Origin of the sequence: Pseudomonas sp. BNK-44-b (assembly GCF_047456245.1) — a bacterium.
Classification (GTDB): domain Bacteria; phylum Pseudomonadota; class Gammaproteobacteria; order Pseudomonadales; family Pseudomonadaceae; genus Aquipseudomonas; species Aquipseudomonas machongensis.
In genome coordinates, this window is the sequence record NZ_CP179908.1 from 4,039,443 (window position 1) to 4,060,696 (window position 21,254).

Annotated in this window: 12 protein-coding genes; 5 read left to right on the plus strand and 7 right to left on the minus strand. The window is 60.4% G+C overall.

Annotated elements, in window-relative coordinates; all coding sequences use genetic code 11:
- Positions 1-195 precede the first annotated feature (195 nt).
- The 4 genes from ACMGGG_RS18590 to ACMGGG_RS18605 all read right to left on the minus strand — a co-directional run bounded on the left by ACMGGG_RS18590 (position 196) and on the right by ACMGGG_RS18605 (position 11,331).
- On the minus strand, positions 196-2,043 hold the full coding sequence (locus ACMGGG_RS18590; RefSeq protein ID WP_414154193.1) for a hypothetical protein: 1,848 nt from the start codon (positions 2,041-2,043) through the stop codon (positions 196-198).
- A complete protein-coding gene (locus ACMGGG_RS18595) occupies positions 2,040-3,926 on the minus strand; it encodes a hypothetical protein (protein ID WP_414154194.1) in 1,887 nt (628 codons plus the stop codon). The genes ACMGGG_RS18590 and ACMGGG_RS18595 overlap by 4 nt, the downstream gene beginning before the upstream one ends.
- A gap of 93 nt (positions 3,927-4,019) precedes the next feature.
- A complete protein-coding gene (locus ACMGGG_RS18600) occupies positions 4,020-9,209 on the minus strand; it encodes a hypothetical protein (RefSeq protein ID WP_414154195.1) in 5,190 nt (1,729 codons plus the stop codon).
- A gap of 112 nt (positions 9,210-9,321) precedes the next feature.
- Positions 9,322-11,331 (minus strand): hypothetical protein, encoded by a 2,010-nt coding sequence (locus ACMGGG_RS18605; protein WP_063545985.1) that lies wholly within the window; start codon positions 11,329-11,331, stop codon positions 9,322-9,324.
- Positions 11,332-11,740: 409 nt separating this feature from the next.
- On the opposite strand from ACMGGG_RS18605, the gene ACMGGG_RS18610 reads away from it, so the two are divergent.
- Positions 11,741-13,000, plus strand: a complete 1,260-nt coding sequence (locus ACMGGG_RS18610) for a DUF2599 domain-containing protein (protein ID WP_414154196.1) — start codon at positions 11,741-11,743, stop codon at positions 12,998-13,000.
- 12 nt (positions 13,001-13,012) lie between these two features.
- On the opposite strand, the gene ACMGGG_RS18615 is transcribed toward ACMGGG_RS18610, so the two are convergent.
- The 3 genes from ACMGGG_RS18615 to ACMGGG_RS18625 all read right to left on the minus strand — a co-directional run bounded on the left by ACMGGG_RS18615 (position 13,013) and on the right by ACMGGG_RS18625 (position 15,853).
- The gene (locus tag ACMGGG_RS18615) at positions 13,013-13,831 is read right to left on the minus strand and encodes a hypothetical protein (RefSeq protein ID WP_054893814.1); all 819 of its coding nucleotides are present in this window, start codon (positions 13,829-13,831) and stop codon (positions 13,013-13,015) included.
- Positions 13,832-13,917: 86 nt separating this feature from the next.
- The gene (locus ACMGGG_RS18620; RefSeq protein WP_414154197.1) at positions 13,918-14,913 is read right to left on the minus strand and encodes an NAD-dependent epimerase/dehydratase family protein; all 996 of its coding nucleotides are present in this window, start codon (positions 14,911-14,913) and stop codon (positions 13,918-13,920) included.
- A 49-nt stretch (positions 14,914-14,962) separates the two neighbouring features.
- Positions 14,963-15,853 (minus strand): LysR family transcriptional regulator ArgP, encoded by an 891-nt coding sequence (locus tag ACMGGG_RS18625; RefSeq protein ID WP_063545988.1) that lies wholly within the window; start codon positions 15,851-15,853, stop codon positions 14,963-14,965.
- A 126-nt stretch (positions 15,854-15,979) separates the two neighbouring features.
- Between ACMGGG_RS18625 and ACMGGG_RS18630 the strand changes: the two genes are divergently transcribed.
- The 4 genes from ACMGGG_RS18630 (at position 15,980) to ACMGGG_RS18645 (ending at position 21,218) form a co-directional block, all read left to right on the plus strand.
- Positions 15,980-16,579, plus strand: coding sequence for a LysE/ArgO family amino acid transporter (locus ACMGGG_RS18630; protein ID WP_112899071.1), 600 nt, complete (start codon positions 15,980-15,982; stop codon positions 16,577-16,579).
- A 192-nt stretch (positions 16,580-16,771) separates the two neighbouring features.
- Positions 16,772-17,368, plus strand: coding sequence for a superoxide dismutase (locus ACMGGG_RS18635; protein WP_054893818.1), 597 nt, complete (start codon positions 16,772-16,774; stop codon positions 17,366-17,368).
- 306 nt (positions 17,369-17,674) lie between these two features.
- Complete coding sequence (locus tag ACMGGG_RS18640) at positions 17,675-19,726, plus strand: putative bifunctional diguanylate cyclase/phosphodiesterase (protein WP_414154198.1); 2,052 nt, start codon at positions 17,675-17,677, stop codon at positions 19,724-19,726.
- Positions 19,727-19,886: 160 nt separating this feature from the next.
- Complete coding sequence (locus tag ACMGGG_RS18645) at positions 19,887-21,218, plus strand: imelysin family protein (RefSeq protein WP_063545990.1); 1,332 nt, start codon at positions 19,887-19,889, stop codon at positions 21,216-21,218.
- The last annotated feature ends 36 nt before the right edge of the window (positions 21,219-21,254 follow it).

The window sequence follows — 21,254 nt, forward strand, 5'->3', positions numbered from 1 at the left end:
TTGGCTTCCTGTGTTGAGTCGCCGTCCTGATTACGCTGAGCGCAATTGAGGGCTGCGGATCGCCTCCCCACCCTCAGGCCCAGGTGCAGTCGAGCCTGAGCAGATCATGGTGAAACGCTGGATGGCCGCGAATTATCCAAATCCTTTCCCATCAGCTATGTAGGATTTTCCCTATATTTTTAACCTCCAATCGCTTCAGGGCTGCACCGCCTGGTCTGTAGACAGGTATGTGAAGGGATCACCCTTACCATACTGGCTCTCATCCAGCCGGATCACCGGCACCCAGAGATTGGTACGGGTTTTGTACTTTGTCTGGTACACCTTGGCGTCCGCCGCTCCCCCGGCCTTGCTGGCAATGTAGTAGAAGGCTTCGATAGGCAATCTATCGCCGATGTTCTGAGGCCAGGTCTGGATGAGAATTTCGTTCCAGCCATAAGTCATGTTAGGTAAAGGTGTAGCCCTCGCTTGCAGCGAGGCCAAGAACTGGGAAGGTACCTGCGTACTAAGTGAGCATTGGTAGGCTGAACTAGGCACGCCACGCGCATGATTGACCCATTGTGCTGCCGTGGTAACGTTGATCGCCGCGCAGGAACTCTGGTCGACGGCATCAAGGGTACGTCGCAGTCCGCATCCATTGTTATTGGCGTTCGTCGAAGTGCTTGCGTTGTAGGGGTAGATACAGCGCAAGGTCTGGGCCTTGCCTTGCGCGATGGCAGTTTCCTGATCCGTGAAGATGAAACCACTGCGTCCATAGAGACCAGGCGTATGGGAATCCATACGAATGAACGAAAACGACACGGACCCCAGGTTTACCGATCCAGGACTTGGATTCCATGGATCGAACGCGTCGTTGGTCGTGCCCCGCGTTATCACACCACTGCAGTAATAAGCTGGCGTGTTGCCGTTGCAGGCGGCTGGCACCGCCCGATAACGTTCATTCAAGCGTGCCGCGACGATCTCTCCAGGGGGCAATGCGGATTTGATGATCTTCAGATCCAGGGGCGCGGAGATCACCAGAGGATTACCGCCACGTCCCAGACTCGCGGTAATGCGCACGGCCTTGTCCAGGTCCTTGACGACAGCATCCTTGTTGACCTGGAAAAGGATATCGCCTGTGCCGCCATAGCGTTGCGTGGGCAAGTCCAGACGCTCTACCCCTTGCCAGCGCATACCTACGATGTCGTCCTTCTGCAAGCGTTGAGCCTGCACCTTGATCGGTGTACTCGCTGCGATCCGATTGAGGTCAAGCTCACCCTGCACCGCCTGCTCGGCGATGGGTGCTTCAAGCGGCGACTGCGCCAATATCCGTGCACTGACCGCCTGGGAAATGCGCAGTGGATTACCATCCCCTCCCACACTGGCAGAGATCATCACCGCGCTACCGACATCACGGCTGACAGCACTCACCGGCACCTTGAACGTCACAGGCCCCAGTTTGCCGATCCTCTGCACCGGCAACGTAGTGGTTTCACGTCCCTTCCACCTGAGGCCAATGGTGTCCCCTACCTTCATTGTGGGGTAGTCGACGTTGACCATCGCGTCATCGTTGCCAGAGCGATAGTCTCCCTCGGCATTGATCCCGACCAGCTTCGGCGCAGGAATCTCGAAAGGCAGCGACTGCACCACCTGCACATCGAGCGGACTTGAGATGATCAATGGCGAGCCAGGTACACCGACGCTGGCGGTCAACCGAGCGGTACTGCCAACATCGTTCTGGGCCACACTTCTAGGCACTTTGAATACGAGCGCACCCACCTGTCCGACGGTCTGCAATGGCATATCACGCAGCTCTTTGCCTCGCCAGCGCAACCCGACCGTGTGGCCTACAGCCATTGACGCATAGTTCACATGCACGCTGAGCTGATCACCGAAGTTGTCAAGGCCGATAACCTGCTCACGGCCCTCGACCAGAATCGGCGCCGGAACATCGAAACGCGCGAGTCCCACCTGCTGGCCAAGGCCGGTGTTTTGAGCATTACCCGTGCAACCCGCCGCTGCCAGCAGTACGGCGCTGCTCATGACTATCCAGATGTTGCCTTTCAAGGTGTCACTCCTTGATCCGCGGGGTTGTATGCAAACGGCGCAACCTGGTTACTGAAGTTGACCGAGATCACCGGAACCCAACGCTGCGTCTTGTCCCGGAACTTCTGCTGGAAGGTTTTGGCATTGGCCAAGCTCGCCGCCTGGCCGGCCTTGTAAAAGAACGCCACTATGGGAAGCTTTTGCCCAGCACCAACTGGCCAGATCTCGATCATCAGTTCGTTCCAGCTGTTGTTGAGATTTGGCGTAGGATTGCGCCTGGCCTCCAGGGAGAGCTCGAACTGCGCCGGAACCTGTACGCTCAACGAGCATTGCCGGGACTGCCCGGGGATCGTCCGGGTGTAGGCCTGCCATGTGGCGAGAGTGGTCGCCGGAGTGGGCGTCATGGCACAGGTGCTCAGATCGGTGGGGCTGGTACTGGGAATACCGCGTGAGCCGCAACCTTTGGTGTCGGCCTGATCTACACCAGTCGCGGCATCGAAGGGATAGATGCACAGCGGCTGCACCGGCTTGCCCAGCGCTTGGGCGTCGTCAAGGCTGGCGAAAACGAAGCCCGCTAAACGATACGTATTACGGACCACTGCATCCTTGCGCATGTAGGAGAATGACGTGGCACCGATTCTTGTCTGGTTGGGGCTCGGATCCCAGGGATCGAAGGCGCCATTATCTACCGAACGCACCAGCACGCCGTTGCAGTAGAACGCCGAACGATTGTTGCCGCAGGCACCAACGCTGTTATAGCGTGCATCGAGGCTGGCAAGGATATCTGCCCCGCTGGGCTGGACGATCGTCAACGTGAGAGGGGGCGAGACCACGATCGGTGTACCGTTGCCGCCGCGGCTGGCCGTCAGCAGAACATTGCCATCTTTATCATTCGCGAACACGCTGCGATCGATTTGAAAGGTAACAGGACCAGGGCCGGTAGCGGTAGCGATTGGCGTGTAATGCTCCGCCTTGCCCTTGACCAGGATCCTTACCGTCGAGCCCGAGACCGTTCCCGGATCATCGAAGACCACCGTCACCTTGTCCGCCACGTCGTTGAGGTCCAACCGCCCAGGGGTTGCCTGGGTCACCACGGGCGCCGACAAGCTAGACCGCTCGCCAACAATCTTGACGCTCACCCCTTGGGAAATCAGCAATGGCCCACCTGCGCCGACGCTGGCGGTCACCACAGCGGCACTGTCCTTGTCGTCGGACATCTGAGTGGTGGTGATACTGAGCCTCGCGGGTTCTACCTTCTGCACCTTGAACACCGGGCTCCAGTGAGACTGCTTGCCTTTCCAGAGCAGCCGTATCGTGTCGTTCACTTTCATGCCCGGGTAATCGACAACGACCTGTGCATCGCCCTGGCTCAGGTCGTATTCGCCATTGGCATTCAGACCGCTCACGACAGGCGTGGGGATGGGTAAGGCCAGGTTGGTCTGTACCGCCACCGTCAACGGATCGGAAATGATCAGCGAGGGAAGTCCATTTCCTCCCACGCTTGCCGTCAATACAGCCGTGCGACCGTCATCCTTGGCGACCTCCGCCCTGGGTATCCTGAAGACCTGAGTGCCAACCTGGGTAATCCGTTGGGTCGGAGCATTGAACTCGCCGGCACCTTTCCAGCGCAAGCCGACAACATGACCCACCGCCATATCGGGAAAGCTGACATGAACCGTCACGTAGTCGGTGAAGTTGTCCAGTCCCAGTGTATGCCGACGGTTGATGACCTGCCCTTGAACCAATAACGGCGCAGGAACGGTGAAGCCCGCTGATGCGACACCGCTAGCAAAAACCGAGCTCTGCGTGTCATCCGAGGCCGTGCGAATTGTGCTACAAGCGGCCAGCGCCCAAATGCCCACAAGCATGAGCAAGCTACGAACGCATCGCATGATGTTCATCATAAGAACTCCTAAGGTGCGGCAACACTCACCCCGCCAGAGCCTTCACTGGGTCAGAGGGGGTGAGTTGCTTCTGGCCTCGCGGGTAATGGCCGTCTAGAGCTGCAACCGCAACACTTGCGAGAACAGCAGGCGCTCCGTAGGCAGTTGCCGAGAGATGCTGTAGTTCACCAGCACTGTTTTCCCAGCGTTTTCCGTGACCCAGGCTTGATCGATCACGAACGGGTTGCCGTTCGGGTTCACCAGCTGGGTGTCTGTTTCCCTGAGCACCGCGCCATCCCAACGCACCTTGACCGTATGATTCACGGCAGCCTGGGCATAACGCACCGTGAGCGTACGGCTGGCAGCGGTATAGGTAGGCGGGCCGAGCAGGATCGGCTGGCGCGCGACAACCAGCGACAACACCTCGGAAAATTCCCGGCTTCCAACACCACCGCGTATGACGGTGTAGTCGAGCGGGACGGTCTGCCCGATCGAATCGATCAGTTCCATTCTCGGCACCTGGAATGTGAGATCAATCAACGCCCCCACGGTGACGATATCTGAACGCCAGGTCGAACGCGGGTTCTGCCAGCGCAACATCACCGTATCCCCCGCAGCCATGCCAGCGTACTTGCGCACCGTTACCCTGACACTGGATGCGTTGTAGAAGTCGTTCATGTCCAGTTGGTCTTTGTTCGGGCCAGTGGCCTTCTCGACCTCCGCAACCGGCAGCCCCTTCTCAACGACCTTGACCCGCGTCGGCGGAAAGCCCTGCGAGTTGGGCAAGTCATTGATGCCTTCGAAGTTCACCTGAAGCGTCAGACTCAGTTCCGCATCCAGCTTGAGCAGGCTCAACTGGGCGCGCTGAATCGTGAGTTCGAGTTTCCCGTTGCTGACATCATTGGCGCTGAGGGTCACATTGGTCCTGAAGGCGTGCTCGTAGTCTCCACCCGCTTTCAACGTACCGCGCCCTGTAAGCCAGTATCGCTGCCCCTGAGCGGCGAACGGCCAGAGTTCGACATCCAATTGGGCGTCACCCGTGAAGCTCTTGAGGTCGAGCTCGTCATTGGCCGCCTGCTTGAGCACGGGCGTCTTCAGGTCGGTCGATTGCAAATACTGGATTCTCAGCGACAACACCTTCGAGTCCAGGTCACGACCAGAGCGCGTGCGTGTGTAAGTGACCTCGATCGTCTTGCCGATGTTCGCCCCTACAGCCGAGGCCGGCACATCGATATTGACGAAGCCCGCCGTGCGTCCATCGACAGGCGCAATAGTCGGCGTCCCAGGCCCTGATACTCCAACCCACTTCAAGGCGATCCGATCGCTTTGCAGCATTTGCGGATACTCGACCTTCACTACTGCTTTGGTCCGTGCCAGTATCGGATTGAGTGCACCTGCGGCTGTCGCACCCTCAACCCCAGGCTCAGGCAGTTCGCCAGCACCTGTCCCACGCTCGATATTCACTGTTGCCAGCGGAAATGCCTGAGTGTTGGGCTGATCGTTCACACCCTCGAAATTGACCTTGAAGGTGAGGTCGAACGGTTTGCCCTCCTCAAGCTTTTCGAGTTCACTGCGATAGAGATTGGGTAGCTGCAATCCTTTGGTCACGGCATCCTGCGGAACCGTCACGTTGGTTCTGAACAGGTAGGTATAGGGAGTCCCTCCCTTCTCGGTGCCCTTGCCTTCCAGCCAGTAGCGCTGGCCTGCGGCGATGAAGGGCCAGGGCTCGACCAGGAACGTTGCCGGCCCGGTAAAACTGTCCAGGTCGAGCACACCGTTGCTGGCCTCCTTGACGACAGGAGTATCGAGATCAGTCGGCTGGAGATAGTCGATCCGCAGGTCGAGCACTTCGGATTCCAATTCCGTACCATTGCGCTTGCGCACATAGTGGACTTCGACTGATTTGCCGATATTGGCGGCCACTGCGGTAACCGGCACTGGGATGTCGACGAAACCGTTGCTGCTCCCGCCGACATCAGGCAGCGTCGGCGTTCCCGCACCTGCGCTACCCAGCCATTTGAGCTGGATGGTGTCTGTGGTCTGCATGGACGGGTAGGCGACTCTCACCCTCGCCCCGTTGAGCGCGGCCATCGGATCGAGTACGCCCAAAGCCGCATCCTCGACCACGGGCGCGGGCAGTTCCCCATTACCTGCGCCTTCTTTGACAATCACCTCCAGTACCGGGAAGCCCTGCGTCTGCGTCAGGTCATTGATACCCTCGAAGTTGACTTTGAGTGTCAAGCGCAGAGGCTTGTCCAACTCCAGCTTTTCAAGCTCTGATCGGGCGATTTGCGTAATGACCAGGCCAGTGCCCACTTCAGCCGCTGTGACTGTGACGTTCTGTCGGAACAAGTGCTCATAGGCAGCGCCGCCCTTGAGCGTACCAGCGCCCTCCAGCCAATAACGCTGTCCTGCAGCGATAAACGGCCAAGGTTTGGCACGCAAGGTAGGATTCCCAGCAAAGCTGTCCAGATCCAGCTCTCCATTGGGCGCTTCATCGAGCGTCGGGCGCTCCAGATCCCGAGACTGAAGATACTGGACACGCAAGGGCAGCAGTTGCGAGGGACGCGTGGAGCCATTACGTGTTCTGGTGTAACTCACCTCGACGGTCTTGCCGATGTTGGCTCCGACCGCGCTCGCCGGCACATCGATATCGACATAGCCACGCGAATCGCCAGGAACCGGACTGATCGACGGCGTCCCCACGCCTGATACGCCCTTCCAACTCAGCGCGATCTGGTCATTGGCCGACATTTGCGGATAGGTGACCCGCACCCGCGCACCCGCGCGCGCGGTGATCGGATCCAACACGTCCCCAGTGGTGCCGCTCACGACAGGCGGGGGTAGATCTCCTGTACCCACTCCGCCTGTCACCACCACTTCGCAAGGGGCGAACGCCTGGGCGTTGAACGGGTCATTCTCGCCTTGGAAATTGACCATGAGGTTCAAGGTGAACTTTTTATCGGGCGCGAGCTTCTCCAGTTCGTTTCGATACACCTCCATTACCAACCCACGGCTGACCTCCCCCGCAACAACTGGGATATGAGACCTGAACTCGTGTCGATAAGCGCCCCCGTCAGCGCTCTCGCCAGTCCCTACCAACCAATAACGCTGGCCTGCTGCGATAAAAGGCCAAGGCCCGACGCGCAGGGAGGGGCTGCCCTGGAACGTATCCAGATCCAACTGCCCATTGTTGTCATGATCGAGTTCAAGATCGCTCAAGACGCTGGTATCAAGGGCATCGACTACCATCTCCAGTACCTGCGACGGGGTGGGAACCCCATCCCGGATGCGAACAAAACTGACCTGGACCGTGCGACCGATGCTTCTGCCCACAGTGGCAGCCGGGATCGGTACATCAACGAAACCCTTCGCGTCGCCACCGACCTCTGGCACCGACGGGGCCCCCACGCCAAGCCATCTGACCTCGATACGATCACTCGCTTGCATGCCTGGATAGCGCACCGTCACATGAGCACCATTTCTTGCTTGCATGGGATCGAGTTTGCCACCGGCAGCCTCCTTGACTTCGGGAGGCAGCAATTCGGTGGACAGGGCCCGAATCTTCAGCGCAAAGATCTCGGAGTCCAGTTGCCGGTTCATCATCCGGCAGAAGACGTATACATCCTTTTCACTGTTGCGGGTGATGTACTTCGAGTCGATGGTGAAATCCTGGTCCTGCTGAGCCTGATTGGCACTAAGGCTTCTGCGTTCGTAATACGTGTCGTCACCCTCGGTCTGTGTAGGCCCGACCCAGGACATCTCAAGCTCATCACCCGCCGTGAACAAACCTTTGCGGCATGTCACCGTGGTGCCGTTGGGTACATCCGCAGGATCCAGCACATCGCCTTGTGCGTGGAGCACATCTGGACGCGGCATGGTTGAGTTCTCTCTCACCGTCAGGCTCTGCTTGTCAGAGGCGGATCTGGCACCACCGACACTAGTGAGCGTGTAGTAGAGCTCGAGCGAGCCCCCAGCGATGTGCTGGACAAGGGTTTTATCGAACAAATGCTCGATGGGATTGCCCACCTGGACGCCCTGCACGGTGACCTCTTTGTAGTGATAACTGATACCCCCGGAGCGGGTCCTGCCCACCCACTCGATGAGCAACAGGTCACCCTCTGCCATGCTGGTGTACTGTTCAATCCTCACATTGACCCCTTGCGGGGGCACCTTAACAGGGTCCAGTACCGAATCCTCGGCTTCCAACACTTTGGGCGGCCGGAGCGAAAGACGCCCGGTGACCCTGATGCTGGTGTTGCGAGATACCGGGTTGGCGCCACCGACGAGCTGGTATCTCAGCCGCACCTGGCCCTGTAGCACCGCAGCCACTGCGGCTTTCGGCACTTTTACAAAAGCCCCACCGGGCAAGTCCTGATCCACGACTGTATGGGGGATATTGACTTCAGGCAGCAACTGCCCCCCTGCACCCTCACCCTTCCAGTTGAGGACCAAGAAATCGTTGACCTTCATACCCGTATAAGGGCCGAGCACCACGTCCAGATCTCCAGTCAACGCCTCGTAGTCCACACGCCCCTGAGCGTCGGCAGCTGGAACGTGGGGGGCATCCAGCGCACCACTGCCCAGATCCACCTCGCCACCGGCCGAGGGTGACCATTTCGAGCGGTTGTTGACCTCGTCGCGGATCTCGTAGCGCACCACCAGTTGATCGGTTTCGCCAGCGCGCTCGATGACATCCTGATCAACGTGGATCTCGAAAGACTGAACGCCAGGGGGAACATCCTTCTGCAGTATCTGACCGTGCCAACTGAGCCACACGGTGTCTCCCACGCTCCGGTTCTGGTAAGAGCCGATGATGACATCGACACCCTTCGTCGCCTGCTCGGCATCGATCAGAGAGGGGATGCCTTGGGGAGGCGTGAGGTTTTCGTTGATCTCGGTGGTGGGGTCCGGATCGGTGCCGCCCGGAACCGCACGCTTGACCACTACATCCAGAGGCGTGGAGGGGTCAGGTACTGGCGCGAGGGGATCTTCCCAGGTGTAGTGCACGCGCCCGCTGCCCTCTGGTATGCGGGACGGCGCTACCAGAAATGTCATTTGGGACCCATCACTGGGAACATAAGCCTGGGTGTCCAGCAGAATATCGTTCCAGTACAGCTTGATGATGTCATCTTTTTCCAGATGCACCGCAAGTATGGTTACGGCGAGCGGACGCTGCTCATCGTCCAACAGATAAAGGCCCAGCCCACGGCCGTCATGGGCAGCAGGGATAACCGGCGGCGGAAGAACTGGAGGGGCCCTGCGTGTCGACTGCACCGAAGGGTGGGATCGATATTGGCTCATTTGCAACTCCTGACGCTGGCCACCGAATCTACTGGCGGCCGCGTTTGTCAGATACGCTCATCGAACGGTGGCCTGCATAAACCTGCAAGGCTTTTCAGTAGGCACAATCGATCTACGGTGCGGGGATCGGACAAGTGGGCGCTCCACTTTCACGGACCGATACAGGCGTCCGATTAGAGTCGGACTTCACTGGGATCAAAGGCGTGAGAGACGGATTGGTGGCTGTGTAATGAGGTGTGGCGGAACCACGGCACACTTTGAACGCCCACGCTCGCGCGATCTGGACGTCGATGTAGCCGTCATCGATGTGTTTTTGCACGACGGTGATCACAGGCAGGGTTTCGGTCGCCTCTGGGATATCCGCACCCGGAACAGCCCCCACTGAGGTGTCTGCGCTCAGATAAACTTCGATCAGGTCACCGACCGCCATGTTGACGTAGGCAGGAATTCGCAACGGCAGGTCAGATGCAGCTTCTGGACGCCCAATCGCACCATTTGAATTCAAGCGAGTGAATACCGGTGGAGGCGGAGGGTTCCCACCGCCCGGCAGATCATCGCCGTTGAGCACATTCACGTCTTGCGCCGGCGAGAGCGAGGCGTTTTGCTCCCCACCTGCGCCGAATTCGCGAGCGACCGTGTACTGCATCGCTACCGTGCCACTGCCTTCGGCCTGGAGAAGGGCAGAGGGCACGACCCGTTCAAGAGCGTCGGAGCCCGCAGCTTCTGCAGCAGTAACCGGAGCCAGTGATTGAGCAGGTTGTGCGCCCCACAGCAAGGCCAAGATATCGCCGGCCTCGAAAAGAGGCTTGCCGTCGACCGTTTCAGGAGAAATGAACAGCATCGCATCAACCTTCAGGTCCTCAGGCGACAGCTCGTTCGTGCCACCCGAAGCGCCCCCGACAATATCCGCAGGCTTGAGGTTTTCATTTTCAGGGGTTTCCGGATCAGGGTCCGGGCCTCCTGGGACTCTCAACTCGACTTCGACAACGGCAGGTGTGTCCGGTTGGCCAATGAGGGATCCGCTGCGCCAGAGCTCGTAGGTGACGTTGACCGAGCCGGATTGGACGTCACGGATGAGCAGGTTATAGAGCAACTGCACTTCAAGCAGAGGTTCAGTTGTCGGGATGCTGGTGATGGTCGCGGCATCGGCCCGTTGCGAGCCCCAGATGACAATGATCTGATCGCCGACCGTGGCCTCATCGAACAAAGGAATCTGTACCACCACCCCTGCCCTGGCATGCTCATCCAGAATCAGGCCTTCACTGTCGTAAATCGGTACGATCGGCGTTGGCAGAGGAGTGGCGGGGACGTTCTCCAGCAAAAGCTCAAGTGTACGAGTCTGCGACACGATAGAACGGTTGCCTGCCTTGTCCACGACTTGATAGGTGAAGGTGATAGGCGTCAAGTCCGGCAGCGTCTGCAGCTTCGCGAGCTCAAACTGTGCATCGGTGTACCGGTTTGCCCCGAGGACGGTGAAAGGGCCAAATGTCACAGGTGTCGCACCGTCAGTGGCGGTGACAGTAATTTGATCTCCCGCCTCTTGATTAATATAACCCTTGATCTGAGTCGGCAGCAGGTCCGCTACGAAGTCGGTAAGGAGAATTCGATTACGAGCTTCGACCGCAGTAGGGAACTCGATCGCTGCAAGCGTTTCGGGGGTGCTGCCACCAGGTGGCAACTTATCGATGCGCAAAGGGCGAGTTGGGCCAGGATCGGGGGTAGTGTCCGGATGAGGAATATTGACATAGCCGAGGGTGAAAGTTACGTCTTGCTCCGGTGTGACCGAGCTCCAATGGGTGGCGAGGAAAGTTAATGAAAACTTGAACTTCGGATCTGCTTGCTCTGCAGCGGTGATGATATGACGCGCTTCCGGGCCTGTGAGTTGGGTGCCGTTCCACGTCAAGATCAGTTCATAGCCATCTTCGCTTTCAGGCCAATTAGGAATAAGCACCTGAAGGTCGCTACCTTGAGCGGCCACGGGAAGTATCACATCGTCGATCAAGCCCGCGATTTCCATCGGGTTGAGGTCCAGAACCCCTGGGTCTTGGGTGAGCTTGACAGAGCGGGCACCTGGCCTGGCCTGGACACTGCTTCTTTCCACGAACTTGGTGTATCCGGTCATGATGTAACTCCATAGAGTCGGTTTTTTTGTGAAACGACGGTGCGCTGGACTGCAGTAGTCATTTCGAGAAGTCTGAAAGTTTCCAAATACAGGCACACCGCTCTGCCAATGAATCCGTGCCACGTATGCGCAGTAAACTCAGCAGTAGGAATACGTGAACACTATGCGGAGCAAAGCACGGTGGATGATTGGACTAAACATAGTTACTGGCCCCATCGAGGGCGCGCCATATTCCAACATGCGCTGGCTGTTTCCCTATCGCAAAGTCGCAAGAAAAATCTAACAAGAACCGGAGCCCTGCACACCTGACAAAATTACTAGGTGCCCGACAACTCGACGGTGGCATTCACCTGTCATATTTATCAGTTGCTCGGATAGACACTTTTACCTAGGGTCTTCGCAGTACGGCATGAGCGTCGCACTGACAGGGCGCGAACAGTCCCATCAACCTTTCAAGAGACCCGCTATGCATTCGCACCCAGTCACCCTCAACCTGAGCCTACTGGCAGCAAGCCTGGCTATTGGTCACGCAGCACTGGCGGACCCAGGGCCAGAAACAGCACAGGCGCTGCAGGCCCGCTACCATGAGACCCCCGTCAACTGCGGCAGCACCAACAAGCCTCGCTTCCTGTGCGCTGGCGTGATACTTCGAGGCACAACCCAACTGACTCAGGAAAAAAGCTGGAACCCGACGCCCGAAGAGCGAAACAATGGCGGCACCGCCTACATGTATCTGGCCAAGGATGCCACCTTCAACCGCCTGGCCTTCAACGACACCAACGGCTACATCATCTATCCTGGAGACGCCCGGCCCGCAGGTATCCAAGCCTTGCAGGTCCTGTGCATCTTTCCGGCCGACGGAGGGCGGCAAACACGCCCAGAGAAGGGTTGCGGGCCGTCGCAAGAGGGGGGCGCCAGCAGTCGCCCCTGCCATCTACAGGGCATCACTACAGCCCAGGGCTGGCTTGCCAACTACGGCAATCATCCCGCCAGGCAATGCGGCTTTTCGGTCGCCAATGGGCTTGGACAAATCGCGGTGAGCGGGTTCAATGCCGCAGTGGAGGCCACCGGGCTTCTGCCAGCAACGCCTTACAAGCAGAACAACGAACTGCGCGCAGAGACCTGGGATATGGACATCCCGACCCGCCTGCCGATCCAGGCGTTCTTCTACCTGCACGACAGGCCGCTGGGGTTGCACAAGGCGCAGCAGGATCAACGTGCGTTCTATCAGGAAACCGGTAACTTCGTCCCCATCATCACATTGACATTGCCACAATCTGGACGCGATGCCCGTTTCGATTATGTCGAAGCGTCCCAGGCCAGACTGGGTGATGTGATCTGTGCGCGTTACTTCGTCTCTGGGCACTGGTTCGAGCGCAGCGATGTCAATCCGGGACGTAAAGAATGGGCGCTTGGACTGGTTCCGACAGATTGCGCCAGAGCAGTGAAAGCAAACCCTTCAGCGGACGCGGAGAACGCCGCAGATCAGGAAATGCGTCAGAAATTCAGCAATGATTGGCAGTGGGTACAAAATGACAATGGCGGCATGACACAACAGATGATCTGCCACATGCGTATTGCCCACGACAAACCCGAATGGAACCTTGAGCCGTTCCGACCGAACCGGCCCCTGGAAGACTACCTCAAGGCCGGTTGCAATCTGCTCTGAAACGTTACGCGGTCAAGGCCGCGCGTTGATCTGCTGCTGCAGGTTCTGGATCTGGCTCTGCAAGGTGTTGAGGCTGCGGGTGGTCTGACCACGGAAGGCATCGAACTCCTGCACCGACGCGCCACCGGCAGCCGCGCTGGCTGGACGGTTGTCCGCCTGGCTCTTGAGCACCAGCACATCCTGCTCCAGGCTCTCGATCGCAGCGCCTTGCTTCTTCACTGCAGCCACCTCGCTGCTCAGGCTCTTGAGCTGGCCATCGAGCTTGCCGCCATCGACCTGGCCCGACTTGAGCGCCGCCAATTCGGTATTCACGGCCTTGAGCTGCGCCTGCAACTGGGTCTGCAGTTCGGTCACCGCCTTCTGCTGCTCGCGGGTATCGGCCAGCACCTGCTCCAGGCGCTTGCCCAGATCGCCGGCCTGACCAGCGACGCCTTCCTGCTGCTTGCTCTGCTCGGCAAGGCTGGCCTGCAACTGGCGAATCTGCAGTTTCAGGGCTTCGCTGCCAGTGCTGCTGTTCGACTCGCTGGCATCGACCTTGCCGCTGATCGCCTGCAGGCGGCCGGCAGCTTCCTCGCTGATGCGGGCGAAGCTCTCCTGAGTGGCCACCAATTGCTGCTCCATCAGCGAGATCTGCTGGAAGCTCCACCAGCCAAGCCCGGCCAGGGCGATGAACGAGGCCAGCAGCAGCGCCCACAGCGGGCCGTTGCTGGCTGGCCGCGCGGCTTTCTGGCGGCCGCGGGCCACGTGAGCCGGAAGCAGTTCATCATCGTCAGGCGTACCCGCCCTCAGGACCGGCACATCATCGAAATCATCGTGGGCATCGTTGCGCATGGGTAGGTTCGACCGCACTAATAGCAAAGAGACATATTATAAACCGCCCGGGCGGCGCACTGATGACCATCGTCCGCCCAACAGGTTCACTGCTGCCCCGGAAGGTGCTTCCACCAGCCGCAGAATTCATCCAGCGCGGTCCACAGGCTGACCTTGGGGCGGTAGTCGAGATTATGCCGGGCGCGGCTGATGTCGAGGGTGAAATCCTTGCTCATCACCTGCATCGCGGTACGTGTCAGGGTGGGTTGTGGCCGGCCTGGCCAGAGCATGCAGGCAGCCTCGTTGACAGCTGCGAGGCTGTAGGCGAGGCGATAGGAGCGGTAGCGGGTGACTTGCGGCAACTGCATCTGGCGCATTACATAATTGACCACGTCCCACAGTGGCAGTGGCTGGCCGTTGCTGATGTTGTAGGCCTGGCCCAGCGCCTGCTCTTCGGCGAACAGGGCGCTGAGCAGCGCCTCGTTGAGGTTGTGCACGCTGGTGAAGTCGACCTTGTTCAGGCCGTTGCCAATGATCGCCAGACGTCCCTTGCCCTGCATGCGCATCAGCCGCGGGAAGATGCTCGCATCACCCGCGCCGGTGACGAAGCGCGGACGCAGGGCGAGCACTTCGAGGCCGAACTCCTGGGCACCGAAGACTTTCTGCTCGGCCAGGTGCTTGGTCAGCGCATAGTGATCGTGAAAACGCCGCGGCACCTGGTCCTCGCGAATGTCCAGGCGCGAGCGGCCAGTGAAGTAGATCGACGGCGACGACAGGTGCACCAGGCGCCGCACATGTTCTTTGAGGCAACCTTCGACCACGTTCTCGGTGAGCACCACGTTGCCATGATGAAAATCCTGATAACGCCCCCAGTTGCCCACCGCCCCCGCGCAATGCACCACGGCGTCGACGCCCTGGCACAGACGGCGCGCCACCTCGGCGTCGCCCAGGTCGCCTGGAATGAACTGCGCCCCGCGCTTGACCAGGTGCTCCATGCCTTCGGCACGGCGGCCGTTGACCCGCACCTGCAGGCCCTGCTCCAGGGCAAAACGCGCAAAGCGCCCGCCAATGAAGCCGCTCGCGCCGGTGACCAGAATTCGCATGTAAGACTCCGCCTTGCCAGATTACAGATGCAGTTGACGCCGCCCGTGCCTACAACGGCACCAGCCAACCTGGCGCCGCCTGGCGCAGGTGTTCTGTCAGTTGTGCGAGCAGTTGCCCGCCGTTGCGCCAATGATGCCAGTACAACGGCACATCGATGGGAGTATCGCTGCAGATTTCCACCAACTGCCCACTGGCCAGTTGTTCGCGGGCCTGCAGTTCAGGCACCAGGCCCCAACCGAGCCCGGCTTCGGTCAGACGCAAAAAACCCTCGGACGACGGGCACAGGTGATGCAGGAAACCGTCCTCGATCCCCAATGACGCCAGGTAGCGGTGCTGCAGGAAATCGTCAGGCCCGAAGACCACCGCCGGTGTACGGGCCAGCCGCGCCACCTCGAACCCCTGCGGAAAATACCGCGCCATGAACGCCGGGCTTGCCAGCGCGCGATAGCGCATCGCCCCCAACGGCTGGCTGCGCGCACCCGCCACCGGGCGCTCGCTACCGCACAGGCAGGCCGCCACCTCGCCGGCACGCATGCGCCGCAAGCCGACTTCCTGGTCTTCGACCACCAGGTCCAGCAGCAAGCGTTGCCCGGCACAAAAATCCCCCACTGCCCCGGCCCACCAGGTCGCCAGGCTGTCAGCGTTGAGGGCGATACGCAGACGTTCGGGCATGCCCTCTTCATCCAGCGCCGGGACCTGGCGCTGCAGGTCACGCTCGAGCAGGCGCACCTGCTGCACGTGGTTGAGCAACTGGCGACCGACATCGGTCGGGCTCGGTGGGGTGGCTCGCACCAGCACCGGCTGGCCGACACGCGCCTCCAGCAGTTTGATGCGTTGCGAGATAGCCGACTGCGAAAGCCCCAGTACCTGGGCGGCGCGCTCGAACCCGCCTTGTTCGATCACGGCGGCGAGGGCAGCGAGCAACTTGTAGTCGAACATCGATTTTCCTAATGCCGGATGAGTACTATTTGTTTTTCTTATACAGCGCTCTTGCCGACAATGGCCAGCATCTTCTTGTGAATCCGCGTCGCCCTTCAAAGGTGGCGCCCGTGGAGTGCTCCCGTTATGTGGCAGAGTTACCTGAACGGCATGCTGGTGGCCTTCGGCCTGATCATGGCCATCGGCACCCAGAACGCCTTTGTCCTGGCCCAGAGCCTGCGCCGCGAACATCACCTGCCGGTGGCACTGTTGTGCGTGCTGTGCGACGCGATCCTGGTCGCGGCCGGAGTGTTCGGCCTGGCGACGGTGCTGGCGCACAACCCGACCCTGCTTGCCGCCGCACGCTGGGGAGGTGCGCTGTTCCTGATCTGGTATGGCGCCAAGGCCCTGCAACGGGCCTGCTCCAAGCAGAGCCTGGAACAGCAGCAAGGCCAAGGCCTGCGTTCACGCCGGGCAGTGCTGCTCAGTGCCCTGGCGGTGACCCTGCTCAACCCCCACGTCTACCTGGACACCGTGCTGCTGATCGGCTCGCTCGGCGCCCAGCAGACGGTGCCCGGGGCCTACGTCGCCGGAGCGGCGAGCGCATCGCTGGTGTGGTTCTTCACCCTGGCCCTGGGCGCCGCCTGGCTCGCACCCTGGCTCGCACGCCCCGGGACGTGGCGGCTGCTGGACCTGATGGTGGCGGTGATGATGTTCGCCGTCGCCGCGCAACTGATCCTCGGCTGATTCCCCACTGGTCGCCGGGGCCCAACCGCTCTGGAACCTCTATTCCCTATAGTTGTTGCGTGGTTATGCGCGGGGGCTGGTGCTATGATCCAGCCCTTGCGTCGCAAAGAGTACAAACTCGCCGACGCTCATCGGGCCGCCCGTGATCGGCCTTGCGCAAACCGCAAACAGACCTGAATCAGGAGATCCACCATGGCTTTTGAATTGCCGCCGCTGCCCTACGCCCACGATGCCCTGCAGCCGCACATCTCCAAGGAAACCCTGGAGTTTCACCACGACAAGCACCACAACACCTATGTCGTGAACCTGAACAACCTGGTCCCAGGCACCGAATTCGAAGGCAAGTCGCTGGAAGAAATCGTCAAGACCTCCTCGGGCGGTATCTTCAACAACGCAGCTCAAGTCTGGAACCACACCTTCTACTGGAACTGCCTGGCACCGAACGCCGGCGGCCAGCCGACTGGCGCCCTGGCTGAAGCCATCAACGCTGCCTTCGGTTCCTTCGACAAGTTCAAGGAAGAGTTCACCAAGACTTCGGTCGGCACCTTCGGTTCCGGTTGGGGCTGGCTGGTGAAGAAGGCTGACGGTTCCCTGGCCCTGGCCAGCACCATCGGTGCCGGCAACCCGCTGACCAGCGGCGACACCCCGCTGCTGACCTGCGACGTCTGGGAACACGCCTACTACATCGACTACCGTAACCTGCGTCCGAAGTACGTCGAGGCGTTCTGGAACCTGGTCAACTGGAAGTTCGTTGCCGAGCAGTTCGAAGGCAAGACCTTCAAGGCCTGATTCGTTCAGCGCTCTGAAAAACCCGGCCCTGGCCGGGTTTTTTTGTTTCCCGGGTCCAGGTACGGAAAAACCACGGCTAATTTTCAAGCCTCCCGCGCGCCCTCTCTTGCTCCCCCTCAATAGCGCGCTAACATCAACCTTCTGGAAAGTTGATGCAGGACATTCAAGTCGCAAGGCCGCATAACCGATACAGTACTCAGGGTGCATCCAGCGACGGGCCCCTCGCCTGCCGCGGCAATCGGTCGATAGTGTATTGCCAAGGTTGATGGCAAAATAATGGCATGCGCATGGATTAAGGAAACCCCATTGAAGCTGGAATTTCGGAACAGCTTGTCGGTCAAGTTGCTCAGGGTCGTGCTGCTGTCGGCGCTCGCGGTGGGCGTCGTTCTCAGTTGTGCGCAGATCGTCTATGACACCTACAAGACCCGCCAGGCCGTCAACAACGACGCCCAGCGCATCCTCGACATGTTCCGCGACCCCTCCACCCAAGCGGTCTACAGCCTCGACCGAGAGATGGGCATGCAAGTCATGGAGGGTCTGTTCCAGGACGAGTCGGTCCGCATGGCCTCCATCGGCCACCCCAATGAAACCATGCTCGCGCAGAAGTCCCGCCCCTTGCAGGACATGCCCCTGCGCTGGTTGACCGACCTGATCCTCGGCCAGGAGCGCACCTACACCACCCAACTGGTCGGCCGCGGCCCCTACAGCGAATACTACGGCGACCTGAGCATCACCCTCGATACCGCCAGCTATGGCGAGGGCTTTCTGGTCAACGCGGTCATCATCTTCATTTCCGGCGTGCTGCGCGCCCTGGCCATGGGCCTGGTGCTCTACCTCGTGTACCACTGGCTGCTGACCAAACCGTTGTCGAAAATCATCGAGCATCTCACCCAGATCAACCCCGACCGCCCCAGCCAGCACCAGATTCCCCAACTCAAAGGCCACGAACGCAACGAACTGGGCCTGTGGGTCGACACCGCCAACCAGTTGCTGGCCTCCATCGAACGCAACACCCATTTGCGCCACGAGGCGGAAAACAGCCTGCAGCGCATGGCCCAGTACGACTTCCTGACCGGCCTGCCCAACCGCCAGCAATTGCAACAGCAACTGGACAAGACTCTCGTCGATGGCGGGCGCCTGCAGCACCGTGTGGCCGTACTGTGCGTGGGCCTGGACGACTTCAAGGGCATCAACGAGCAGTTCAGCTACCAGGTCGGCGACCAGTTGCTGCTGGCCCTGGCCGACCGCCTGCGCGCCCACAGCGGCCGCCTCGGTTCCCTCGCCCGCCTGGGTGGCGACCAGTTCGCCCTGGTGCAAGCCAACATCGAGCAGCCCTACGAGGCCGCCGAGCTGGCCCAGAGCATTCTCGACGACCTGGAAGTGCCCTTCGCCCTCGATCATCAGGAAATCCGATTACGTGCCACCATCGGCATCACCCTGTTCCCCGAAGACGGCGACAGCACCGAGAAGCTGCTGCAAAAGGCCGAACAGACCATGACCCTGGCCAAGGCCCGCTCGCGCAACCGCTATCAGTTCTACATCGCCAGCGTCGACAGCGAGATGCGTCGGCGCCGAGAGCTGGAAAAAGACCTGCGCGAGGCGTTGCCGCGCAACCAGCTCTACCTGGTGTATCAACCGCAGATCAGCTACCGCGACCACCGCGTGGTCGGCGTCGAAGCGCTGCTGCGCTGGCAGCATCCGGAGCTGGGCATGGTACCGCCAGACCAGTTCATCCCGCTGGCCGAACAGAACGGCAACATCATCGCCATCGGCGAATGGGTGCTCGACCAGGCCTGCCGCCAGTTGCGCGAGTGGCACGACCTGGGTTTCAGCGAGCTGCGCATGGCGGTCAACCTGTCGACCGTGCAACTGCACCACAACGAGCTGCCGCGGGTGGTCAACAACCTGCTGCAGGCCTATCGCCTGCCGCCGCGCAGCCTGGAGCTGGAGGTGACCGAGACCGGTCTGATGGAAGACATCAGCACCGCCGCCCAACACCTGCTGAGCCTGCGCCGTTCAGGGGCGCTGATCGCCATCGACGACTTCGGCACCGGCTACTCCTCGCTCAGTTACCTGAAATCGCTGCCGCTGGACAAGATCAAGATCGACAAGAGCTTCGTCCAGGACCTGCTGGACGACGATGACGACGCCACCATCGTTCGCGCCATCATCCAGTTGGGCAAGAGCCTGGGCATGCAGGTGATCGCCGAAGGCGTGGAAACCGCCGAGCAGGAAACCTACATCATCGCCCAGGGCTGTCATGAGGGTCAGGGCTACCACTACAGCAAGCCGCTGCCCTCGCGCGAGCTGACCGCCTTCCTCAAGCACGCCCAACGCAACCAGGTCTCGGCACTCTGAGCGTGGTCGTCATTGACGACCCTGGAAACGACATTTGCACGAAAAGCGCGGCCAACCCTTTACATCAAATGCAAATCTTTCGCATTATGTTGCGGTTTCGCGTGCCACGGTGCAGCGCTTCCAACACATGGTCCAACCAAACGACGCAGGGAAACCAACAATGATTCGAATGCCTCTGGCCTCCGCCAGTCTGCTGGCCATCGCCATCGCTCTCGCCGGCTGCGGCGAAGGCAAGGACGACAAGGCCGCCGCTCCGCAAGCCCAGGCACCTGCCGCCAGCACTGCTGCCGCACCTGGGGCTGTCGATGAAGCTGCTGCCCAGGCCGTGGTCAAGCACTACGCCGAAATGGTCCATGCCGTGTACAGCGACTCGCTGAGCACCGCCAAGCAACTGCAGACCGCCATCGACGCGTTCCTGGCCAAGCCCAACGATGAGACCCTGAAAGCCGCCAAGGACGCCTGGGTCGCTTCCCGCGTTCCTTACCTGCAGAGCGAAGCCTTCCGCTTCGGCAACACCATCATCGACGACTGGGAAGGTCAGGTGAACGCCTGGCCCCTGGACGAAGGCCTGATCGACTACGTCGACAAGAGCTACGAGCACGCCCTGGGCAACCCGGCTGCCAACGCCAACATCATCGCCAACCCTGAGATCCAGGTCGGCGAAGACAAGGTCGACGTCAAGGAAATCACGCCCGAGAAACTGGCCAGCCTGAACGAGCTGGGCGGTTCCGAAGCCAACGTCGCCACCGGCTACCATGCCATCGAATTCCTGCTCTGGGGCCAGGACCTCAACGGCACGGGCCCAGGCGCAGGCAACCGTCCGGCTTCGGACTACCTCGAAGGCCAGGGTGCCACCGGTGGTCACAACGACCGTCGCCGCGCCTACCTCAAAGCCGTCACCGACCTGCTGGTGAGCGACCTCGAAGAGATGGTCGGCAACTGGGCACCGAACGTCGCCGACAACTACCGCGCTTCGCTGGAAGCCGAGCCGGTCAAGGATGGCCTGCGCAAGATGCTGTTCGGCATGGGCAGCCTGTCGCTGGGCGAACTGGCGGGCGAGCGCATGAAGGTCTCGCTGGAAGCCAACTCGCCTGAAGACGAGCACGACTGCTTCAGCGACAACACCCACTGGTCGCACTTCTACGACGCCAAGGGCATCCGCAACATCTACCTGGGCGAGTACACCCGTCCGGACGGCTCCAAGGTCAGCGGCCCGAGCCTGTCGTCGCTGGTGGCCAAGATCGACCCGGCCACCGACGCCACCCTGAAGGCCGACCTGCAGGACACCGAAGCGAAGATCCAGGTGATCGTGGACCACGCCCTCAAGGGCGAGCACTACGACCAGCTGATCGCTGCCGATAACGCTGCAGGCAACCAGGTGGTGCGTGACGCCATCGCGGCGCTGGTCAAGCAGACCGGTGCCATCGAGCAGGCCGCCGGCAAGCTGGGCATCGACAACCTGAACCCGGACACCGCAGACCACGAGTTCTGATGCCAGGGTGAAGGTTTGAAAGGGGCGGCCTTCGGG